Genomic DNA, 20,106 nt, shown 5'->3' with positions numbered 1-20,106 from the left:
TTCAGGAGAAGGTGGTTATGTTAAGAGTAATAAACTACCGGACGAGTATTAAAGCGCTAATCTTGTTAGGTGCTGTAATGCTTACAGGCTGTATCACCGTTCCTGATTCAGTAAAAGGAACGTCGCCAACACCTGTTCAAGATCTGCTTTCTGTTAAGAGTACGCCTGAGCTGTTTATCGGTCAGGAAGGGCGATTTGGCGGCAAGGTACTTGGTGTAGTGAATGAAAATCACCGTACTCGTCTAGAAATATCGTCATTGCCATTAGCATCGGATGCCAGTCCAGAACTACATGAGCCTTCCCTTGGTCGTATTTATGCTTATGTTAATAATTTCCTTGAACCTGACGATTTTAAAGGAAATTACGTTACTGTTGTTGGTCCGATAATGGGGTTAAAAAAGGGTAAAATTGGTCGCGCGGATTACAATTATGTTGTGATTGATGTAATAGGCTATCAACGTTGGAAAGCTGTTCAGCGGGTATTGATGCCTTATGGCCCGGGGTCTTGGAATTATTATGGCTATCCATATTATTCAGGTTGGGGATGGAATGGGTACTATCCCGACCCCGCGCCTGTTGAGACTATTTTGACCAAGTAGAGTTATTTCAATCGGGGTTGTTGGTGTATACTTTGTGACATTGTAACTTTATTCCCAGTTTGAGCCGCCACAATAATAGATGTGGCGGTAATCTATTTGTTATTTCCTATCTATCTTTGGATTGATCGCTAATTTCATTGCAATTCTCGCCCCTAAACCGGCAGCCATCTCTTCTGCCAGAATTTTTCGTAGTTCATCAGGAATATCATCCGATTGCAGTATGACAAAACCGAATTTGTCATATAATTTACGGCTTGGCATAAAATCACGAAAAGTTGTGAGGTAAAGTGCGGTTTCTTTGCTCTGCTCTAATTGCTCAATGATTAAGCTAAGCAGGGTGCTTGCAATACCTTGGCCATGATATTTTGGCAACACATCAATCTCAGCTAGCAGCATCAATTGATTTAAACGGCGGATTAGCGCAAATCCAACCAGCTTTTGATCACTTTCAGCGACCCAAAGTTGCTGTTTCTGAATACCTAATTCAATTTCATACGTGGGTAGAGTTTGGTCACCGAGTGTTTTTGGTAAGAGTTTTTCTGGAAAAAGAGAAGCTGCTTGGCGTTCTATATCGCTGATGGTTGCCTTATCTTCATAGGTTGCCTTTCTGACCGTTATGTCATTTATAATCATTTTTTATTACCGTTGTATTTCTAATAGCGTATTGGAATAGAGGAAAGCAATAAATGCTATTTCAAAAATGCTATCTTAAGCAAAAAATAAGTAGGTCAATGTATAACCAATAGCTACTAAGTTAAATATTAACTATAGCAATAATATACTGATAATTAAAAATAATTCACAGACGACACCATTCTCTTTGTTTTTATGTATAAGGATTAACATGAAATTAGTGATGTGTATCTCAACCTGAACAATGTTTCTTTTTTAAACTGGTACGCTGAGTTAATAATTTGTTAAATCAAGGCGTGCGTTATTTATTAGGCGAGTGATAACATAGCAATTAAAATTTCAGGAGTACTACCTTGGAGAAAGTCTGGCTAAAACACTATCCGGCGGATGTTCCTGCGGAAATTGACCCGGATCGTTATGCATCATTGGTTGAGATGTTTGAAAATGCCGTAGCGCACTATGCAGATCAACCTGCATTTATCAATATGGGTGAGATTATGACCTTCCGTAAATTGGAAGAGCGTAGTCGGGCATTTGCAGCATATTTGCAAAATGGTTTGGGATTAAGTAAAGGAGATCGCGTTGCGCTGATGATGCCAAATCTGCTGCAATATCCCGTTGCACTGTTTGGCGTGCTGCGTGCAGGTATGATTGTCGTAAATGTAAACCCGCTGTATACGCCACGTGAGCTTGAGCATCAGCTTAATGATAGCGGCACTTCCGCTATTGTGATCGTCTCCAATTTTGCCCATACATTGGAAAAGATCGTTTTTAATACTAAAGTTAAGCATGTTATTTTGACGCGAATGGGTGACCAACTATCTCGTCCTAAAGGTACGTTGGTTGATTTTGCGGTGAAATATATTAAACGGCTGGTGCCGAAGTATAATTTGCCTGATGCCATTTCATTCCGTTGTGCGATACAGAAGGGCTATCGCATGCAATATGTCAAACCAGAGATTAACGGCAATGATTTGGCTTTTCTGCAATATACCGGCGGCACTACCGGCGTAGCTAAGGGTGCTATGCTGACTCACCGTAATATATTGGCAAATCTTGAACAGGCAAAAGCGGTTTATTCTCCATTATTACGTGCAGGCCAAGAGCTGATTGTTACGGCGTTGCCTCTCTATCACATATTTGCGTTAATGGTGAATTGCTTGTTACTTATTTACCTGGGGGGGTGCAATCTTCTGATTACTAACCCGCGTGATATTACGGGTACAGCTAAAGAATTAGGTCGTTATCCGTTCACTTCGGTCACCGGGGTAAATACGTTGTTTAACGCCTGGTTGAATAATGAAGAATTTAAGAAGCTTGATTTTTCTACGCTGCGTCTGGTTGTTGGTGGTGGTATGCCGGTACAGAAAGCGGTGGCTGAGAAATGGGCAGAAGTGACAGGCACCACTTTGCTTGAAGGTTATGGTCTGACAGAATGTTCACCTTTGGTTTCCTGTAATCCTCATAACTCGAAACATTATACTGGCAGTATTGGTTTCCCGGTCTCTTCAACGGAAATCAAACTTGTGGATGATGATGGTAATGAGGTAGAGATGGGCCAGCAGGGGGAATTGTGGATACGTGGCCCACAGGTGATGGTTGGTTATTGGAATCGCCCTGATGCAACAGAAGAAGTGTTGAAAGATGGTTGGGTAGCCACGGGTGATATTGCGAATGTTAATGAGCAGGGTTCCATTCATATCGTAGATCGTAAAAAAGATATGATTTTGGTTTCTGGTTTCAATGTGTATCCTAATGAAGTTGAAGATGTTGTATCAGCTCACCCTAAAGTGCTAGAGTCAGCAGCAATAGGGGTATCAAGCGAAAGTTCCGGTGAAACTGTCAAAGTGTTTGTGGTTCGGATAGATCCTAGTTTGACCGAGGATGAGCTTAGAACCCATTGCCGTCGTTATCTAACAGGGTATAAAGTACCGAAGATCATTGAGTTCCGGGATGAATTGCCTAAGTCTAATGTAGGTAAAATTCTTCGCAGGGAACTGCGTGATGAAGAGGAAAAGGTCAGGAATGTAGCTGTAGCCTGAGATCCTCTTCATATATATTGATAAGCACGACAACGCCGGTATCAGCCGGCGTTGTCGTGCTTATTCCATGAATGGCTAAGAGAACTATGTTTTGAATTATCAGTTGATCACCACAGATGCTCAGTTGCAACAAGTTTGCGAAAGGGCAAAAAAATACTCAAAAGTAGCATTGGATACTGAATTTGTACGCACACGGACGTATTACCCGCAATTAGGTTTGATACAACTGTATGATGGCGAACAACTTTCTCTGATTGATCCGCTTAATATCACCAACTGGCAACCTTTCCGTGAGTTAATTACTCATCCTAAAATATTGAAGCTGTTACATGCTGGCAGTGAAGATTTGGAAGTTTTTCTGAATGCTTTTCAATGCTTGCCGGAACCGATGATTGATACTCAGGTTCTGGCGGCTTTTATTGGGCACCCGCTTTCATGTGGCTTTGCTGCGCTGGTGGCTGAATATATTCATGTCGAGCTGGATAAAAGCGAATCCCGAACGGATTGGCTTGCCCGTCCATTAAGTGAAAAACAGTGCGAATATGCGGCCGCTGATGTTTATTATCTGCTGCCTTTGGCGCATATCCTGATGACTGCAACAGCGAAGGCTGGATATATGGAGGCTGCGACGGGTGAGTGTCAGCTTATTAGTCGACGCCGTAAAGAGATATTAGAACCGGAATCTGCTTATAAACAGATAGGCAATATCTGTCAATTACGTCCTCAACAGCTTGCGTGTTTGAAAAAACTGGCTGCATGGCGTTTGAATCAGGCCAGAGAGCGTGATTTAGCCGTGAACTTCGTCATTCGTGAAGAGAACTTGTGGCAGGTAGCGCGTTATATGCCAACGTCTCTGGCAGAATTGGATGCGTTAGGGTTAAGTGGGCAGGAGATTCGTTGTCATGGCCGTCGTCTGTTGTCAATGGTCGCTGAAAGTGGAAATATTCCAGAAAGCGAATGCCCGCCGCCAGTGACGAACTTGATTGATCAACCTGGTTATCGTAAAGCGTTTAAGGATATTAAGGCGCTGATCCATCAGGTAAGTGAGCAGCATAGATTTAATTCTGAATTATTGGCATCTCGTCGTCAGATTAATCAATTACTCAGTGTTCACTGGAAATTGAAACAATTAAATGGCAGACCTGAATTGCTTAGTGGATGGCGAGGAGAGTTGTTGGCTGAACCCGTTGCAGAGATTCTGGCGAACTATCCTGATTAATCCATATCAGAGCTTTAGCCTGATGCCAGACTAAAGCACGAGAAAGGGGTTCCCGTTGGGGTTACCCCATCTCAGACTGCCGCATAATTGGTTTGGTTACTTTGATGGCGGTAATGTAATGATAAAACAACCCTGTTTATCTGCGTTATTTTTGAGCTTCTTCCGTCTCAGGTAATGTTATATTGAGCTCCAATACGGAAATATCATCGCCTTTCTGCTCAAATTGTACAGAGAGCATATCGGGATCTACCTGTATATATTTACAGATTACCGCCAGGATATCTCGTTTCATATCAGGCAGATAAGCAGGCTCAGAATCACCACGGCGACGCTCTGCCACGATGATTTGCAACCGCTCTTTAGCGATATTTGCTGTCGTCTTTTTTCTCGACAGAAAGAAATCTAACAAGGCCATGTTTTACCCCCCAAATAGGCGTTTTAAGAAGCCCTTTTTCTCTTCTTCAATAAAACGGAAAGGACGCTCTTCCCCTAATAAACGTTCAACAGTATCTGTATATGCTTTTCCTGCATCGGATTCTGTATCCAGAATGACCGGTTCTCCCTGGTTAGATGAACGCAGTACAGATTGATCTTCTGGGATAACACCGATTAAAGGAATGCATAAAATTTCCAGAACGTCTTCCATACTTAGCATATCGCCACGATTTACACGGCCTGGGTTATAGCGAGTTAATAGCAGATGTTCTTTGATGGGATCTTCTCCCCGTTCAGCTCGTCGAGATTTAGAGGCCAGAATGCCCAGTATACGATCTGAATCACGAACGGAAGAGACCTCAGGATTGGTTGTGATGATCGCTTCGTCAGCAAAATAGAGTGCTATTAACGCACCACTTTCAATTCCTGCCGGGGAGTCGCAGATAATAAACTCGAAACCTTGTTTATCCAGATCGACTAAAACCTTCTCAACGCCTTCAGGGGTGAGAGCGTCTTTATCGCGGGTTTGCGATGCAGGCAAGATATAAAGATTCTCGGTACGTTTGTCTTTAATTAATGCCTGATTAAGCGAGACATCACCTTGGATAACGTTCACGAAGTCATAAACTACGCGGCGTTCACATCCCATAATCAGATCGAGGTTACGCAGGCCGATATCAAAATCGATAACGACGGTCTTTTTACCTCTTTGAGCAAGGCCGGTAGCAATGGCCGCGCTTGAAGTGGTTTTGCCAACGCCACCTTTACCTGATGTAACAACAATAATGCGTGCCATGAAGTGATTCCTTATTAAAAGGGCTAGATTAAAGGTTCAATAGTTAATTCATTATTTACCAGGCTAAGTTTTGCGGCTTTTCCTGCTAATTCAGTCGGAATTTTATCGCCGAGCCAATATTGCCCTGCGATAGAGATAAGCTCAGCATTTAAATGGGTGCAAAAAACCAGACACTCTTGATCGCCGGATGCACCGGCTAATGCCCGACCACGCATCATACCGTAAATGTGAATATTGCCGTCTGCAATCAATTCGGCGCCGGCGCTTACATTACTGGTAACGATAAGATCACTGCCTTGGGCATAAATCCTTTGACCTGAACGAACAGGTGAATTAATTATGCGGGTTTTTTTAATCTCGGGTTCTGCCGGTTTATTTTCCGTTGCCGAAACTTTTTGTTTTTTGCCTTCACTTAATAGTGGTAGAGATGCTTTTATTACCGCTTTGCGTTGTTGCTCATCACGGCAACCACTGATTCCGACAATACGAAATCCTGCTGAATCGATAGCGTGATGCAGCGCTTTCAGATCAGCGTCTGCCGGCAGAGCGGAGATATTAATAACAACAGGCGCATTTTTCAGGAAATCCGGTGCTTGTTCCACTTTTTCCTGTAGGGCCTGTAGAATGATTTCTGGTTGGTCACTGTATAAATGAACAACCGAAAGCGTAAAATTACTGCCTTTTAGCTCAATTGGCGACTGTGACATCTATCCTGACTCAGGTTCAGCAAATTTGAGATCACCCCAGAACAACCTCTGGGATACGATATTTTGAAATACAATAAACATGTTATAATTACTGAATTATTCAAGCAAGTTGTGACCTGAATTTAAAAGAGTTTATTATAATGATTTGTGCGATTTACAGAAGTCCGAGAAGGGAGCAAACATATCTTTATGTTGAAAAAAGAGATAATTTCTCTCGTGTTCCCGAAGAGTTACTGAAAAGTTTTGGTCAGCCTCAATATACAATGATGATCTCTCTGGCAGACAGAAAGAAACTGGCAGGCGCCGATATAGAAAAGGTAAAAATATCGTTAATTGAGCAGGGTTTTTACCTACAAATCCCACCTCCGGTTGAAAACTTAATGAATGCACATTTGGGCCAGATGGAAAAATAATAAGACCTTATTTTGCGATTAGTCTTGGCGTGGCGGCCGATGAGATGTGGCAAGAAGTGCTATAATTATGGGTGTGTTGCCTAATAAACCAGAGTGAGGAACGAATATGTATCAACACAGAGACTGGCAGGGGGCATTACTGGATCTTCCTGTCAATAAAGTGGTTTGCGTTGGTAGTAATTACGCTAAACATATTAAAGAGATGGGAGCTCAGCCAGCGGAAGAACCCGTCGTTTTTATTAAGCCAGAAACTGCGTTGTGTGATATACATCAGCCAATTGCAATTCCAAAGGATTTTGGCGCCGTTCATCATGAGGTTGAACTGGCTGTGTTGATTGGTACGCCGTTGAAACAAGCAAATGAAGAGCGAGTTGGCGCTGCTATCGCGGGTTTTGCGGTTGCATTGGATCTCACCTTACGTGATTTGCAATCTAAATTCAGGAAAGCGGGTCAACCGTGGGAAAAAAGCAAGGCATTTGATGGTTCTTGCCCAATATCTGGGTTTATTCGAATAAGCCATTTTGGTGATCCGCAGAATGTCCAGTTTTCACTGACGGTCAATGATGAACTACGGCAGAGCGGTAATAGTAGTGATATGCTGACGCCAATCATTCCTCTGATCAGCCATATGTCGTACTTTTTCACTTTGCGGCCGGGAGATGTGATTCTCACTGGTACACCGGAAGGTGTTGGAGCACTGGCTGCCGGTGATGTGTTAAAGGTTACTCTGAACGATAATTCACTCACAACCAGGGTGATTTGAATAATATAAGGAATAGTAGAAGTTATGTCTCAGCCTTTCTGGCAGGTAAAAACCCTAGATCAGATGACGGATGAAGAATGGGAGTCATTATGTGATGGTTGTGGGCAGTGTTGCTTACATAAATTGATGGATGATGATACCGATGAAATTTATTTTACTAACGTTGCTTGCAATCAGCTCAATATAAAAACGTGCCAATGTAAAAATTACGAAGATCGTTTCAGATATGAGCCGGACTGTATCAAGTTAACCCGTTATAATTTGCCGACTTTCGAATGGTTGCCACAGACTTGCGCATATCGTTTGCTTGAAGAAGGGAAGCCATTATTACCGTGGCATCCTCTGATTAAAGGTTCCAAATCAGCAATGCATAGCGAAAGAATTTCAGTTAGGTATATCGCTGTACGGGAAATTGATGTTGTAGAGTGGGAAGATCATATTATTAATAAACCTTGATAATGATTTAGCTAATTATACCCGTCATCTTTCAAGTTGCCTCTTTGTTGGCTGCATTCACTCACCCCGGTCACATCGTTATCTATGGTCCCGGGGATTCGATCCTTTGCCGTCGCGATGCATCTTGAAATCCATAGGGTATATATTTTAATAAATTATTTCTATGTTTCCCAAGTTGGGAGCTTGCTCCAGAGTTAAGCTATCCAATGGTATATCCACCAAGAATAAACTAAAGGTTGATTGTATATAATTGCATCTATACTATTACCATTAGGTAATTGAACCTGCGGTCTACTATAGGAGGCATAAAGTATGCCAATACATGTGGGAAACATAGAAAAGATTACCAATGATTTCATCCAATTGAGTGAATTAGAGTTCAATCGTGTTCTGTATGATGCGCTTAATTCCTCTGGTACTAATATTGTGCATGATGTGGGTGAACTCATTTTTCCGCCAGGTTACCGGTTGATCAGGGTTGATAACAGGTTAGATTTGGATGATATAGATGAGCCTTACTTTGAATTAGCATTACTTAGTGATGAAACAAAAGAGGTGGTTTATTACAACAAAGTGATTGTAATAAGTGATTTGGTGCTTAACTGTCGTCCCGCTTCGCAGATACTTGTGTGGCGAACGAGGAAGCCACAACATAAAGCGGCATTAAGTGATTTGGCCGCTAAAATCTTTTTCCACTATCTGATTAAAACCTATGATGTTGTTGCTTCAAATATAAGTCAAATAATAGAAGGCACCTCTTTTTGGCAAGCCAGAATGTATGAGGCGTTACAATTTGGGCTTTATGTTTACGGTTATGATGTTATGACCTGTGAATTAAGAAATATTTTAGCTGAAGATGATGTCAGCAAAGAGCAGAGTTGGTTATGGGGTAATGCGGAATATTATATGGATAGATTGGCGATTATTTCCAGAATCAAACTGCCTAATAAGTAATTAATTTTTCCAGGTTATATATAAGGTGAATATAATGGTTCGAATTAATTCGAACCATTATTAATTAATTACAAAGCGCCGGAAATCCAAACATTAATTTTGTCATAGAAAGATTTAATTGATTCCCATGCTCTGCTTATCCATTCAGAGAGTTGTCTGGTTGCATCAAGTATAAAATTTGAAAGTCTGCCAAACAAGCTGGAGAAGAATGCATTAGTTTTTTCCATAAAACTTTGTATTGCTGCTCTGGCGTTAGGAAATTGTAACCCAAATTGAATGGCTTTATCGTAACTTGTATCAATTTGTCTGTTGTTCTCATCTTTGGTTCTTTGACGAGATTTATTCATGTTATCGATCCAGTCTTGGTCTGCGTTGTCTGGATCAGCGGTAATTGCTGCCTTATATTTCTGTGTGCTATCAGTTACACTTGCCTTGGAAATGTTTGTTGTTGAGTTGCCGCCAGATTTTACAGAATCTTTCAATTGATTAATAATACCATCAACTTCCTTATTTTCGGTAATATCTATACTTCCGTATTGTTCCGCAAGCATATTTGCATATGCCTGGAGTTCAGGTGTCGATGGCATAAATGGTTCAATTTTAGAATCATTTAACATACGTTTTGCGTGTTGGCGCATTTCGTTCATGAAGTCGATAAATTGAATATCTATCGGTGTAATATTAGGCATAAATTATTTCCTTTTATTTAGTTAGTAAACTATCTATTAAATGTAAAAATGTATAATTCTTTATTTAAATTAGAAGGAATAAGTTAAAAATAAATTACATTATATATCTGTTTCTGTTATTTTTGGTTCTCCTATAATATTTAAAAGTTTAATGTTAGTGGTAAACTTATTGCTTGGATATTATATCTAGAGGTGCCGGAAAGTATTTCCCGGCACCTAAATAAAACATTTGGATAAACAGAGTTTAATCCTGAGTCCATTCAAGGAATTCCACTCTGCTAAATGTTTAATGCTAACTTTATAAATGAGTTTTTTAATTACTTAACTTAATCTTTCAGTTTATAAACCAATGTATTATCAGAGTGAGATAGTGTCAGTTTTTGACCTTTCAACTTCACTTTAACGCCATCAGCTAATACTTTACCAATCAGGTAATCCCATTGATTCAACTTCTCATCAGCACAAAGCATCTGAGTGCTGGCTAGGTTTTTAACGGTCAGTACACCATTTTTCAGTTTTCCTTGGCCCATAAAGAGATTACACATGGAACCAGAAATATGCATTTTTTCACCGAATTCAATAGTTGGTACGCGACCATCTTGATTTTTCGCGCTTTCGCCATTAACGCTCACCAGGACAAATCTGTTATGTTGTAAATCATCAATTGACACGTTCTCCGTTGCTGAAGCTTGGAATGTGGCTAACAATAAAGTTGCTGTTGCCAAAGGTAGTATTTTTTTCATGTTTATCTCCTATATATTATTTTAAAGGTACTTATTAACAATATTCGGGCAATTTTCCCCGTTGAATAATTGCTGGATATTCCTCAGCGTAATTTCACTGATACTGGTTAAGGCTTCTTCTGTCAGAAATGCCTGATGACCGGTAAACAGCACGTTATGGCATGAAGACAAACGACGAAAAATATCATCCTGAATTACGTCATTAGATTTATCTTCAAAAAAGAGATCGCGTTCATTCTCGTAAACATCCATACCCAGAGCGCCAATCTTTTGTTGTTTTAATGCGTTAATGGCGGCAACGGAATCAATCAAAGCTCCTCGGCTGGTATTGATGATCATGACGCCGTTTTTCATTTTGCTGAAAGCAACTTCATTCAGCAGATGATGGTTTTCTGGTGTTAACGGGCAATGAAGGGATATGACATCGGATTGTGCATACAGCGTATCCAGATCGACATATTCGACGCCGAGATCCAAAACAGCTTGATTGGGGTAAGGATCATGAGCTAACAGGCGCATACCGAATCCGTTAAGAATACGTAGGGTTGCAATACCAATCTTACCGGTTCCGATAATTCCTGCGGTACGGTTGTGCATATTGAAACCAATTAAGCCTTCAAGAGAGAAATTGGCGTCACGGGTACGTTGATAAGCCCGGTGAATACGGCGGTTTAAGCACAACATTAATCCGACGGTATGTTCAGCAACAGCTTCAGGAGAATAGGCTGGAACCCGTACAACCTGAATACCCAATTCTTTAGCTGCATCCAGATCGACATTATTAAAACCTGCACAACGTAATGCGAGGATTTTTATATTCATTTCAGCCAATTCTTCAAGCACTTCACGATCAGCATTATCGTTGACGAAAATACAAACAGCATCTGCGCCAATAGCGTTTTTGGCAGTTTTTGGACTGAGAAGGAAATCGAAAAACTCGAAATCATAACCAAATCCGAGCTTTTTATTGACCTGCTCCAGATGTTTATGGTCATACTGTTTGGTACTGTAAACGACTAATTTCATGGAATTATCTCCGCTATAATTTAAGTAGCTAATAAATTGTTTTGGGCTTAAATTATTGCTGACGTAAAGGGTTAAATAAACCAATAAATTAATTAACTCTATAAGTGTATTGCTTGTTGTTCCCCTATATGTTCCACATAATTTTCTTAATAATCAATGTCTTAGTTTAAGGTTTGTCTGCTAAATTATGGAATAACAATAGAAGTAACCGATCTAAGGCTTAATAAGGAGAAGAAAGAACTTGATAACCAAAGGGTTAAAAATATTCATTACTATACTGATGCTGTTGGTATTGCTGATAGCGGCGGGATGGTTTTCTATTCCTCATTGGTTACCTAAAGTCGCCAGTCACTGGCTACCTCCAGGTATGACGGTTTCATTGAAACAACCAGAATGGAAAAATGGAGCTTTGCAACTGGCTGATATTTCATTGCGGGTGAAGGGTTGCAGGCTCATTCGTGTATCGCGATTATCTGTTAATTACCCATATTCAGAGATAGATAACGGTTATCATTGGCAATTAAATGTTGCGGATCTTAATGGGGATATCAATTGCCTAAATCAGTTGCCTGAATCTACGCAAGGCCTTGCTCCATTGTCTGTTGCTGGTATTTTAGCTCTTATTCCAGAAGGAAGTTTGTCTGTGGATAATCTTTCTTTTCACCCTTGGCAAGATTTTGCTGGAAAACTAAAATTCAATTCATCTCCTCAGGGGCAAAAACTGATTTATCAGGGACAGAATGTTAAATTGTCAGCGCATATTTATGGTAAAGAATCGCTAATTATTGACCAACTGGCAATTAAATTACCAGAACAGGAAATTAGCCTTAATGGTGAAATGACTTTACCACTTAATGTGGACAAACTACCTCCTCATGGTGAAGTAAACGGTAGAATTATTGCCAGGCAATATATGCACCCGCTAAATATCAAGTTAGGTTGGCAAGGGAAATCCGGTAACCTTATTATCAGAGAAGAGGGGGTGACAGCGCCTGTGGCTGAATTACCTTGGCAGTTTAATCAACAACAGCTTGATATCACTGATGGTAAATGGCAGTGGACTGGTGCGGGACAGTCTCTTTCTGGTGGAGTGAATATTAAGATTGCTCATTGGCAACAAGGATTGGATAACCTGTTAATGAGCGGCCGTATAAATTTGGTCACGCAGGGCAAGCGTGGTAAAGCAAATATTGTGTTAACGATAAAACCTGGCCGGATAAGCTCATTAAATACGCAACTTCCTTTTCAATTAACCGGTCAGATTAATGTGCAGGATATGATTATGACCATGTCATTGCCTGTGATAATTAATGGTCCGCTGGCTAATCCGAAAATGACTTTCCAGTCAGGCTCATTATTTCGGGCTTGGGGGCGTTTGTCTGATGAATTTATTGTTAAAGATGCTCGATCACCGTTAGCGGGAACTTATCTGACGCGTGAAGGTTTTACTGGTCGGTTACAAGCGATCGTGAATGCACAACATCGTGACTGGGGAAAATTCCGTTTGCATCTTGATGGTCATGCTGAGGATTTTATGCCTGATAGAGGCTATTGGTGCTGGAATTATTGGGGGGATGGCTATTTACCGCCACTACAAGCTAAATGGGATATCGCTGGAAAAGGAGGCTGGCGTGACACATTGATTAGCGTCAACGAAATGACCACTGGCTTTAATGTTATTAAACACGGTATGATCCGGGTGGATACGCCGCGTCTACAATTAACCAAACCATTGGCATGGCAACGTTCGGAGAAATTTCCCACCTTTAATGGTGAGTTACGACTGATAGCGAAAAAAACATCGTTTCGATCTGGTGGCTTTTTGCCTCCCACTGAGCTGACAGCAAAATTGACTGGGGAAAGCCCGAACAACTTTATTGTTAACGGTGAGCTTTCATCAAGAAATATTGGCCCGATTCCTTTTTACAGTCGTTGGGATGGAGCAAGATTGCGTGGTGAGGCGCATTGGCCTACGCAATCTTTACTCGCATTTCAGCCGTTGATACCTAAAGATTTAGGGATAAACTTGCGTGCAGGCGATCTTTATGCACAGGCTGCCTTTTCTGCCACAAGAGGGCAAGGTTTTGTTGCGGGTGGTCACTGGATGGTAAAAAATGGCAGCATGTGGCTTAAGGATGGTGAAATCCGTGGCCTTAATTTTGTCTTACCGTGGCGGCTGAGAGATAGTACCTGGCAATTTGGTGTTAAATCGCCGGTTCAGCTACGAGTGAAAACAATTAATAATCTGTTTGAAATGCATGACTTGACAGCGGATTTACAGGGATTTTACCCGCCATCGGAACAAAAACCGCTGGAATTGACTAATGTGAATGTAGGTATATTGGATGGGAGTATTAACTTAGATAAATTGAGATTTCCTCAACATCAGCCTGCTATTTTGACGCTTGATAAATTGGAGTTAAGCCGCCTTTTTACTGTGTTGAAAGTTAAACAATTTGCGATGTCCGGCAAAATCAGCGGAAAATTGCCGTTGTTTATTAACAATGAACGCTGGATAGTTCAGCAAGGTCGGATTACCAATATTAACCATATGACCTTACGTCTGGATAAAGACACGATAGATTCCATTAACAAAGATAATATTTCCGCCGGTGCTGCTATGGATTGGTTACGCTACTTAGAAATCAGTCGATTACGGGCGCAAGTCAATCTTGATAATTTAGGGGTTTTGGCACTTAATGCTGAAATTCAAGGTGTTAATTCATTAAGAGATAAAAAACGGCAAGTCAAGCTGAATTACCGTCATGAAGAGAATATCTTTCACTTATGGCGTAGCTTACGGTTTGGCAACAATCTTGAAGATTGGTTACAGCAGAATGTATCTGTATTAAATGGGAGTGATAAATGACAAAACAAACCAGAACGAAGCTGTTCTTACTATCAATAGGGTCCTTAATACTGTCAGGTTGTATACGCCTTGAAGTGGCAACACCTGAAAAGCCCATTAATATTAATATGAATGTCAAAATTGAGCATGAAATTCAGATAAAAATAGACAGACAAGTTGAAGAGATGCTCAAGAATAACGCGGGCTTATTCTAAGGGGTTGGCATTATGAAGAAGATAGGTATGGGAATATTGTTATTGGCTAGCGCATTGTTCAGTGCTTTCGTTGGAGGAATGACCCTGAATGAGGCAAAGCAGAAAGGGTTAGTTGGTGAAACTTTCAGTGGTTATCTGGCTATAGTGAAAGCAGATAGTCAGGCACAGGCTTTGGTGACAGAGATTAACCAGGCTCGTGAGAAAAAATACGCAGAAATTGCGGCTAGCAATAATATTTCTACAAAGCAAGTGGCTAAACTGACTGGTGAAAAACTGGTGAGCAGAGCTGAATCTGGTGAGTATGTGCTTGGTATTAATGGTAAATGGTTAAAGAAATAAAAGCGCGTCGGATGACGCGCAAAAAACAGCAATATAAAAATATAGGTAATGTATGAATTATGAACAAAAACGTGGCGATTAGGAAGCGATTGCTTCTAAAATTTCACGAGCAGTTTGTTGCGCTTGATTGGCGGCATCAGGGCTTAACCCTACACCTTCGGCAAATACAAACTCTACATCAGTGAGGCCAATGAAACTGAGGAACAGGCGCAGATAAGGCACCAACAGATCACTAGGGCCGTCTTTATGGATGCCGCCCCGGCTGGTCAGAATGATTATCCGTTTGTCTTTTAGCAGACCTTCAGGGCCATTTTCGGTGTAACGGAAAGTCACGCCAGCACGGGCTATCAGGTCAAAATAGTTTTTCAATTGGGTTGGAATGTGGAAGTTGTACATAGGCGCGGTTATAACAATAACGTCATTATCCTGCAATTCCGTAATCAGTTCGTCAGATAGTGCTAACGCCTCTTTTTGGCGAACAGTCATTTCATTGCCACTTGGGCGTAATGCATGAACCAGTTCATTATCCAGAACAGGAATGGGTTGCGCGGCCAAATCACGTATCTTAATGCGGTCATCAGCATGATTGGTTTGCCATTTTTCAATGAAGAAATCTGCCATTTGGTTAGTATGTGAGTGCTGCGCCATAATGCTGGATTTAAGAACCAGAACTTTACTCATTTTTATTCCTTAAATTAACTTTTGGTAATTCACTTGTTAATCACGATATAGTCATTCTATGAGTTATTATCTTCTGGTAATAGAGCAATATTTAGAGCTCAGTATTCAAATTTATTGAAAAACTTTTACCTATGTTGATATAGCGTGGTGGGAGAATGTCCGCCGAAATTATTGCCCATAAATGGGATGTGCTACTATATGTTGTTCATAAAAACATGTTGCCAATAAGAACTATGTCATCGATAAGAACTATGTCATCAATAAGAACTATGTCATCAACAAAAGCTGGCTAATCAGTAAAGTTAAGAAGTTACAAGGATCAATATAAGTGAAAGAGTCTCAGAAAATCATTAACCGTCAGGCTGCTTGTCCAACGATCAAATATCCAGAAAACTTGCCCGTCAGCCAGAAGAAAGATGATATCTATAAAGCTATTCGTGACCATCAGGTTGTCATTATTGCCGGTGAAACCGGTTCGGGTAAAACAACACAGATCCCGAAAATTTGTCTTGAATTAGGTCGGGGAATAAAAGGCCTGATAGGTCATACTCAACCCCGTCGATTGGCTGCGCGCGCGGTTGCCAATCGTCTGGCGGAAGAATTGGAAACCTCAGTGGGTTCTGCTGTCGGTTATAAAGTCCGTTTTAGTGATCATGTGGGCGACAATACGTTGGTTAAGCTGATGACCGATGGTATTTTGCTGGCGGAACTGCAAAATGACAGGCTGCTTAAACAGTATGACACGCTCATTATTGATGAGGCGCATGAGCGTAGTCTGAATATTGATTTTATTCTGGGTTATTTGCGTCAGTTGCTGCCAAAACGTCCTGATTTGAAAGTGATTATTACCTCGGCGACTATCGATCCTGAGCGTTTTTCCCGCCATTTTAATCATGCGCCAATTATTGAAGTTTCTGGCCGTACCTATCCGGTAGAAGTGCGGTATCGTCCGGTCATGGGTGAAGATAATGACGGAGAGCGAGATCAGCTTGAGGCAATTATTGATGCTATTGATGAACTTAACCGGGAAGGGCCTGGGGATATTCTGATCTTTATGAGTGGTGAGCGGGAGATTCGCGATACAGCCGATGCGCTGAATAAACTGAATCTGCGTCATACCGAAGTACTGCCGCTATTTGCGCGTCTTTCGAACAGTGATCAGAACCGAATTTTCCAGTCACATACGGGACGGAGAATTGTACTGGCAACTAACGTGGCAGAAACCTCGTTGACGGTACCGGGAATTAAATATGTGATTGATACCGGATATGCTCGTATCAGTCGTTACAGTTACCGAACAAAAGTACAGAGGTTGCCGATTGAGCCAATATCACAGGCGTCGGCTAATCAGCGGAAAGGGCGTTGCGGACGTGTGTCTGATGGAATCTGTATCCGACTATATTCAGAAGATGATTTCCTATCTCGGCCGGAGTTTACTGATCCAGAAATCCTGCGTACTAACCTGGCATCGGTTATTCTACAAATGACGGCAATTGGTCTTGGGGATGTTAGCGCATTTCCATTTGTGCAACCGCCTGATAAACGTAATATTCAGGATGGTGTTCGGCTTCTGGAAGAGCTTGGGGCTATTGACCAGAACACTATTGATCAGAACGCAATGGCTAAGGGTAATTACCGTCTTACATCAATTGGGCGACAACTTGCACAACTCCCGGTTGATCCTCGGTTGGCGCGTATGGTATTGGAAGCTCGTCATCATGGTTGTGTGCGTGAAGTGATGGTCATCACTTCTGCGCTGTCTATTCAGGACCCAAGAGAGAGACCACTGGAGAAACAGCAGGCTTCTGATGAGAAGCATCGTCGATTTGCTGATAAAGACTCCGATTTTATTGCATTTCTGAAATTATGGGATTTTTTAAAAGAGCAGCAAAAGGCACTCTCTTCTTCACAATTTCGCAAGCTTTGCCATCAAGATTATCTTAATTACCTGAGAGTCAGAGAGTGGCAGGATATATACACTCAGTTACGACAGGTTGTGAAAGAAATTGGTCTGTCGGTAAATAGTCAGGATGCAGATTACCGTAGTATTCATACTGCGTTACTTTCTGGGCTGTTATCCCATATTGGCCAAAAAGATACAGATAAACAGGAATATACCGGTGCGCGTAATGCGCGTTTTGCTATTTTTCCGGGTTCTGGCTTATTCAAGAAGCCGCCTAAATGGTCAATGGCGGCGGAATTGGTTGAAACGAGTCGCTTGTGGGGGCGGATTGCTGCGCGGATAGAACCTGAATGGGTTGAACCGTTAGCCGGGCATCTGGTGAAATATCATTATAGCGAGCCGCACTGGCAAAAATCTCAGGGTGCGGTAATGGCGAAGGAAAAAGTCACTTTATATGGTTTGCCGATTGTGGCTAGTCGTCAGGTTAATTACAGCAAAATTGATCCAATGCTTTGTCGCGAATTGTTTATCCGCCATGCGCTGGTGGAAGGTGATTGGCAAACTCGACATGCATTTTTCCGAGCGAATCTGAAATTACGTGAGGAAATTGAGGAGTTAGAACATAAATCCCGTCGTCGTGACATTTTGGTGGATGATGAAACCTTGTTTAGTTTCTATGATCAACGGATACCTCAGAATGTGATTTCTGCTCGCCATTTTGATCGCTGGTGGATGAAAATAAACAAAGGGCAACCGGATTTGCTCAACTTTGAAAAAAATATGTTGATCAAAGGTGATGCCGATAAAATCAGCGCGTTGGATTACCCTAATTATTGGTATCAGGGGACACTGAAATTACGGCTTAGCTACCAGTTTGAGCCGGGCACGCAAGCTGATGGCGTGACAGTTCATATTCCGCTGCCGGTGTTGAATCAGGTTAAGGATGAAGGATTTGATTGGCAGATCCCAGGTATTCGTTATGATTTAGTTGTTGCGCTGATTAAATCATTGCCAAAGCCGGTTCGTCGTAATTTTGTCCCGGCGCCAAACTATGCTCAGGCATTTATGGAGCGGGTACCTCAACCACAATCGACCTTGTTAGATAGCTTTGAGAAAGAGTTACGGCGGATGACTGGTGTTACGGTGTCACGTGATGATTGGCAGTTAGAGCAAGTACCAGAGCATCTCAAAATGACATTTCGAGTGGTAGGAGAGAAGAATCGGACTATCGCTGAGGGTAAAGATTTATCTGCACTGAAATTACATTTGAAAGAGAAAGTTCAGGAGACACTTTCCGCTGTTGCCGATGATGGGATTGAACAGAGTGGGCTGCATATTTGGAGTTTCGGTGAATTACCGGGACGATATGAGCAAAAACGTGGTGGCTACTCTGTCAAAGCATTTCCTGCGCTGGTGGATGAAAAAGAGAGTATCGGTATCAAATTGTTTGAAACTGAGTTGGAGCAACAAATTGCCATGTGGGAAGGCACTCGTCGGCTGTTGTTGCTCAATATTCCCTCACCAATTAAATATTTACATGAGAAATTGCCGAATAAATCCAAATTGGGACTTTATTTTAATCCTTATGGCAAGGTATTGGATTTGATTGACGATTGTATTTCTTGCGGCGTGGATAAATTGATGGCAGTGAATGGCGGGCCAGCTTGGAATGAGCAGGGTTTTATTCAGTTACAGGACAAAGTGCGGGCTGAGTTGAACGATACTGTCGTGGAAGTGGCTAAGCAGGTAGAGCAAATACTCACTACGATTTTTGCGATTAATAAACGTCTTAAAGGGAAAATTGATATTTCTCTGGCTCTGGCGTTATCGGATATCAAAGAGCAGCTTTCTGGTTTGGTTTTCAAAGGATTTGTCACCGCTAATGGTTGGAAACGTTTGCCGGATGTCCTGCGTTATCTGCAAGGCATTGAGCGCCGTCTTGAAAAATTAGCGATTGATCCGCACAGAGATAGAGCGCAAATGGGGCGAGTTGAAAATGTTCAGCAACAGTGGCAACAATGGCTGGCGAAATTATCACTGCAACAAAAACAGTTGCCTGAGGTGCAAGAGATTCGTTGGATGATTGAAGAACTGCGGATCAGCTTGTTTGCTCAGCAATTGGGTACGCCATATCCGGTCTCTGATAAGAGAATTTTACAAACGATGGAGCAGATTGCTTTTTGATTAAAGAGGAAAGCCATATTCTAAACTGCACCGCAAATTTTACATTTGTGGTGTCGTTTTTTTATGGGTTAGCAAAGCCACCTATTCTAATCTAAAGGTGGCTTTCTACTGAGACTGAAATGAATGGACTGGTTAGCAGGTACTTTCCGTATGTTTGGTTTTGTTAGCTTCAACGAAAGCATTAACCATCGCGGTTTTATTTTTGCGGTTACGCTCGTAATCAGCCTGAGTTGCCTTCTTCTTGGTTGCTGTAGCACGTTTTAACAACATAATCGCCTCCTCATTGAATCTTCATACTCTGGATTCTTCAATATAATCCAGAAGGGAATCATCTTTATTCTGGTCATTGTAAAGATACCCTTCGAAAAATATCATTTCAAGAATGATATTTGGGAATTCCAATACCCTGATTTCCTGTATTATACAAGCCTGTTAATATTATCGATTATAGGGATAAGTAG

19 protein-coding genes and 1 pseudogene are annotated in these 20,106 nt (G+C 41.5%); 11 read left to right on the top strand and 9 right to left on the bottom strand.

All coding sequences use genetic code 11. The features are described 5' to 3' along the window. The first annotated feature begins 17 nt into the window (after positions 1–17). The gene (locus OO184_RS20980; RefSeq protein ID WP_088373056.1) at positions 18–599 is read left to right on the top strand and encodes a Slp family lipoprotein; all 582 of its coding nucleotides are present in this window, start codon (positions 18–20) and stop codon (positions 597–599) included. A gap of 99 nt (positions 600–698) precedes the next feature. Here OO184_RS20980 and OO184_RS20975 read toward each other — a convergent pair whose 3' ends face one another. Further along, positions 699–1,232, bottom strand: coding sequence for a GNAT family N-acetyltransferase (locus OO184_RS20975; protein WP_265380853.1), 534 nt, complete (start codon positions 1,230–1,232; stop codon positions 699–701). Positions 1,233–1,585: 353 nt separating this feature from the next. Between OO184_RS20975 and fadD the strand changes: the two genes are divergently transcribed. Together fadD and rnd are read left to right on the top strand one after the other, a co-directional pair. Next, on the top strand, positions 1,586–3,274 hold the full coding sequence (gene fadD / locus OO184_RS20970) for a long-chain-fatty-acid--CoA ligase FadD (RefSeq protein ID WP_265380852.1): 1,689 nt from the start codon (positions 1,586–1,588) through the stop codon (positions 3,272–3,274). Between the two features lie 91 nt (positions 3,275–3,365). After that, positions 3,366–4,493: a ribonuclease D gene (rnd, locus tag OO184_RS20965; RefSeq protein WP_265380851.1), complete on the top strand. Its 1,128-nt coding sequence runs from the start codon at positions 3,366–3,368 to the stop codon at positions 4,491–4,493. 145 nt (positions 4,494–4,638) lie between these two features. On the opposite strand, the gene minE is transcribed toward rnd, so the two are convergent. The 3 genes from minE to minC are packed head-to-tail and all read right to left on the bottom strand — an operon-like array spanning position 4,639 to position 6,431. Beyond that, positions 4,639–4,908 (bottom strand): cell division topological specificity factor MinE, encoded by a 270-nt coding sequence (minE, locus tag OO184_RS20960; protein WP_036775580.1) that lies wholly within the window; start codon positions 4,906–4,908, stop codon positions 4,639–4,641. Between the two features lie 3 nt (positions 4,909–4,911). Beyond that, positions 4,912–5,724: a septum site-determining protein MinD gene (gene minD / locus OO184_RS20955; protein WP_265380850.1), complete on the bottom strand. Its 813-nt coding sequence runs from the start codon at positions 5,722–5,724 to the stop codon at positions 4,912–4,914. Between the two features lie 23 nt (positions 5,725–5,747). Further along, positions 5,748–6,431, bottom strand: a complete 684-nt coding sequence (minC, locus tag OO184_RS20950; protein ID WP_265380849.1) for a septum site-determining protein MinC — start codon at positions 6,429–6,431, stop codon at positions 5,748–5,750. A gap of 140 nt (positions 6,432–6,571) precedes the next feature. Here minC and OO184_RS20945 point away from each other — a divergent pair, with 140 nt between their 5' ends. From OO184_RS20945 to OO184_RS20930, 4 genes are all read left to right on the top strand, one after another. Beyond that, a complete protein-coding gene (locus OO184_RS20945; RefSeq protein WP_265380848.1) occupies positions 6,572–6,844 on the top strand; it encodes a YcgL domain-containing protein in 273 nt (90 codons plus the stop codon). 106 nt (positions 6,845–6,950) lie between these two features. Next, on the top strand, positions 6,951–7,607 hold the full coding sequence (locus OO184_RS20940) for a fumarylacetoacetate hydrolase family protein (protein WP_265380847.1): 657 nt from the start codon (positions 6,951–6,953) through the stop codon (positions 7,605–7,607). 24 nt (positions 7,608–7,631) lie between these two features. After that, on the top strand, positions 7,632–8,063 hold the full coding sequence (ycgN, locus tag OO184_RS20935; protein WP_132344782.1) for a cysteine cluster protein YcgN: 432 nt from the start codon (positions 7,632–7,634) through the stop codon (positions 8,061–8,063). A gap of 312 nt (positions 8,064–8,375) precedes the next feature. Beyond that, complete coding sequence (locus tag OO184_RS20930) at positions 8,376–9,017, top strand: hypothetical protein (protein ID WP_265380846.1); 642 nt, start codon at positions 8,376–8,378, stop codon at positions 9,015–9,017. A gap of 68 nt (positions 9,018–9,085) precedes the next feature. Here OO184_RS20930 and OO184_RS20925 read toward each other — a convergent pair whose 3' ends face one another. The 3 genes from OO184_RS20925 to OO184_RS20915 all read right to left on the bottom strand — a co-directional run bounded on the left by OO184_RS20925 (position 9,086) and on the right by OO184_RS20915 (position 11,475). Beyond that, the gene (locus OO184_RS20925) at positions 9,086–9,706 is read right to left on the bottom strand and encodes a hypothetical protein (protein ID WP_265380845.1); all 621 of its coding nucleotides are present in this window, start codon (positions 9,704–9,706) and stop codon (positions 9,086–9,088) included. A 326-nt stretch (positions 9,707–10,032) separates the two neighbouring features. Next, positions 10,033–10,449, bottom strand: coding sequence for a heat shock protein HslJ (hslJ, locus tag OO184_RS20920; RefSeq protein WP_265380844.1), 417 nt, complete (start codon positions 10,447–10,449; stop codon positions 10,033–10,035). Between the two features lie 21 nt (positions 10,450–10,470). After that, the gene (locus tag OO184_RS20915; protein WP_265380843.1) at positions 10,471–11,475 is read right to left on the bottom strand and encodes a 2-hydroxyacid dehydrogenase; all 1,005 of its coding nucleotides are present in this window, start codon (positions 11,473–11,475) and stop codon (positions 10,471–10,473) included. 241 nt (positions 11,476–11,716) lie between these two features. Here OO184_RS20915 and OO184_RS20910 point away from each other — a divergent pair, with 241 nt between their 5' ends. The 3 genes from OO184_RS20910 to OO184_RS20900 are packed head-to-tail and all read left to right on the top strand — an operon-like array spanning position 11,717 to position 14,877. Continuing rightward, positions 11,717–14,344, top strand: coding sequence for a YdbH family protein (locus tag OO184_RS20910; protein ID WP_265380842.1), 2,628 nt, complete (start codon positions 11,717–11,719; stop codon positions 14,342–14,344). Further along, positions 14,341–14,538, top strand: a complete 198-nt coding sequence (locus OO184_RS20905; protein WP_265380841.1) for a YnbE family lipoprotein — start codon at positions 14,341–14,343, stop codon at positions 14,536–14,538. The genes OO184_RS20910 and OO184_RS20905 overlap by 4 nt, the downstream gene beginning before the upstream one ends. Positions 14,539–14,550: 12 nt before the next feature. Continuing rightward, on the top strand, positions 14,551–14,877 hold the full coding sequence (locus tag OO184_RS20900) for a YdbL family probable chaperone protein (RefSeq protein WP_265380840.1): 327 nt from the start codon (positions 14,551–14,553) through the stop codon (positions 14,875–14,877). Positions 14,878–14,955: 78 nt separating this feature from the next. On the opposite strand, the gene OO184_RS20895 is transcribed toward OO184_RS20900, so the two are convergent. Then, positions 14,956–15,558, bottom strand: a complete 603-nt coding sequence (locus OO184_RS20895; protein ID WP_265380839.1) for an FMN-dependent NADH-azoreductase — start codon at positions 15,556–15,558, stop codon at positions 14,956–14,958. Between the two features lie 340 nt (positions 15,559–15,898). Here OO184_RS20895 and hrpA point away from each other — a divergent pair. Further along, positions 15,899–19,645, top strand: a pseudogene (gene hrpA, locus OO184_RS20890) (ATP-dependent RNA helicase HrpA); the annotation flags it as partial. Positions 19,646–19,777: 132 nt separating this feature from the next. Here the strand turns inward: hrpA and OO184_RS20885 are convergent. Then, complete coding sequence (locus tag OO184_RS20885) at positions 19,778–19,915, bottom strand: hypothetical protein (protein WP_157975277.1); 138 nt, start codon at positions 19,913–19,915, stop codon at positions 19,778–19,780. Between the last annotated feature and the right edge of the window lie 191 nt (positions 19,916–20,106).

The organism is Photorhabdus aballayi (genome assembly GCF_026153155.1).
Lineage (GTDB): Bacteria > Pseudomonadota > Gammaproteobacteria > Enterobacterales > Enterobacteriaceae > Photorhabdus > Photorhabdus luminescens.
Note: the sequence above shows the minus strand (reverse complement) of the source record. Positions and strands in the feature narration are given on the sequence as shown.

Bases quoted from the DNA above. Each gene is read 5' to 3' on its own strand.
- OO184_RS20980 (WP_088373056.1), top strand. From the start codon at position 18: ATGTTAAGAGTAATAAACTACCGGACGAGTATTAAAGCGCTAATCTTG.
- OO184_RS20975 (WP_265380853.1), bottom strand. From the start codon at position 1,232: ATGATTATAAATGACATAACGGTCAGAAAGGCAACCTATGAAGATAAG.
- minE (WP_036775580.1), bottom strand. From the start codon at position 4,908: ATGGCCTTGTTAGATTTCTTTCTGTCGAGAAAAAAGACGACAGCAAAT.
- minD (WP_265380850.1), bottom strand. From the start codon at position 5,724: ATGGCACGCATTATTGTTGTTACATCAGGTAAAGGTGGCGTTGGCAAA.
- minC (WP_265380849.1), bottom strand. From the start codon at position 6,431: ATGTCACAGTCGCCAATTGAGCTAAAAGGCAGTAATTTTACGCTTTCG.
- OO184_RS20945 (WP_265380848.1), top strand. From the start codon at position 6,572: ATGATTTGTGCGATTTACAGAAGTCCGAGAAGGGAGCAAACATATCTT.
- OO184_RS20940 (WP_265380847.1), top strand. From the start codon at position 6,951: ATGTATCAACACAGAGACTGGCAGGGGGCATTACTGGATCTTCCTGTC.
- ycgN (WP_132344782.1), top strand. From the start codon at position 7,632: ATGTCTCAGCCTTTCTGGCAGGTAAAAACCCTAGATCAGATGACGGAT.
- OO184_RS20930 (WP_265380846.1), top strand. From the start codon at position 8,376: ATGCCAATACATGTGGGAAACATAGAAAAGATTACCAATGATTTCATC.
- OO184_RS20925 (WP_265380845.1), bottom strand. From the start codon at position 9,706: ATGCCTAATATTACACCGATAGATATTCAATTTATCGACTTCATGAAC.
- hslJ (WP_265380844.1), bottom strand. From the start codon at position 10,449: ATGAAAAAAATACTACCTTTGGCAACAGCAACTTTATTGTTAGCCACA.
- OO184_RS20915 (WP_265380843.1), bottom strand. From the start codon at position 11,475: ATGAAATTAGTCGTTTACAGTACCAAACAGTATGACCATAAACATCTG.
- OO184_RS20905 (WP_265380841.1), top strand. From the start codon at position 14,341: ATGACAAAACAAACCAGAACGAAGCTGTTCTTACTATCAATAGGGTCC.
- OO184_RS20900 (WP_265380840.1), top strand. From the start codon at position 14,551: ATGAAGAAGATAGGTATGGGAATATTGTTATTGGCTAGCGCATTGTTC.
- OO184_RS20895 (WP_265380839.1), bottom strand. From the start codon at position 15,558: ATGAGTAAAGTTCTGGTTCTTAAATCCAGCATTATGGCGCAGCACTCA.
- OO184_RS20885 (WP_157975277.1), bottom strand. From the start codon at position 19,915: ATGTTGTTAAAACGTGCTACAGCAACCAAGAAGAAGGCAACTCAGGCT.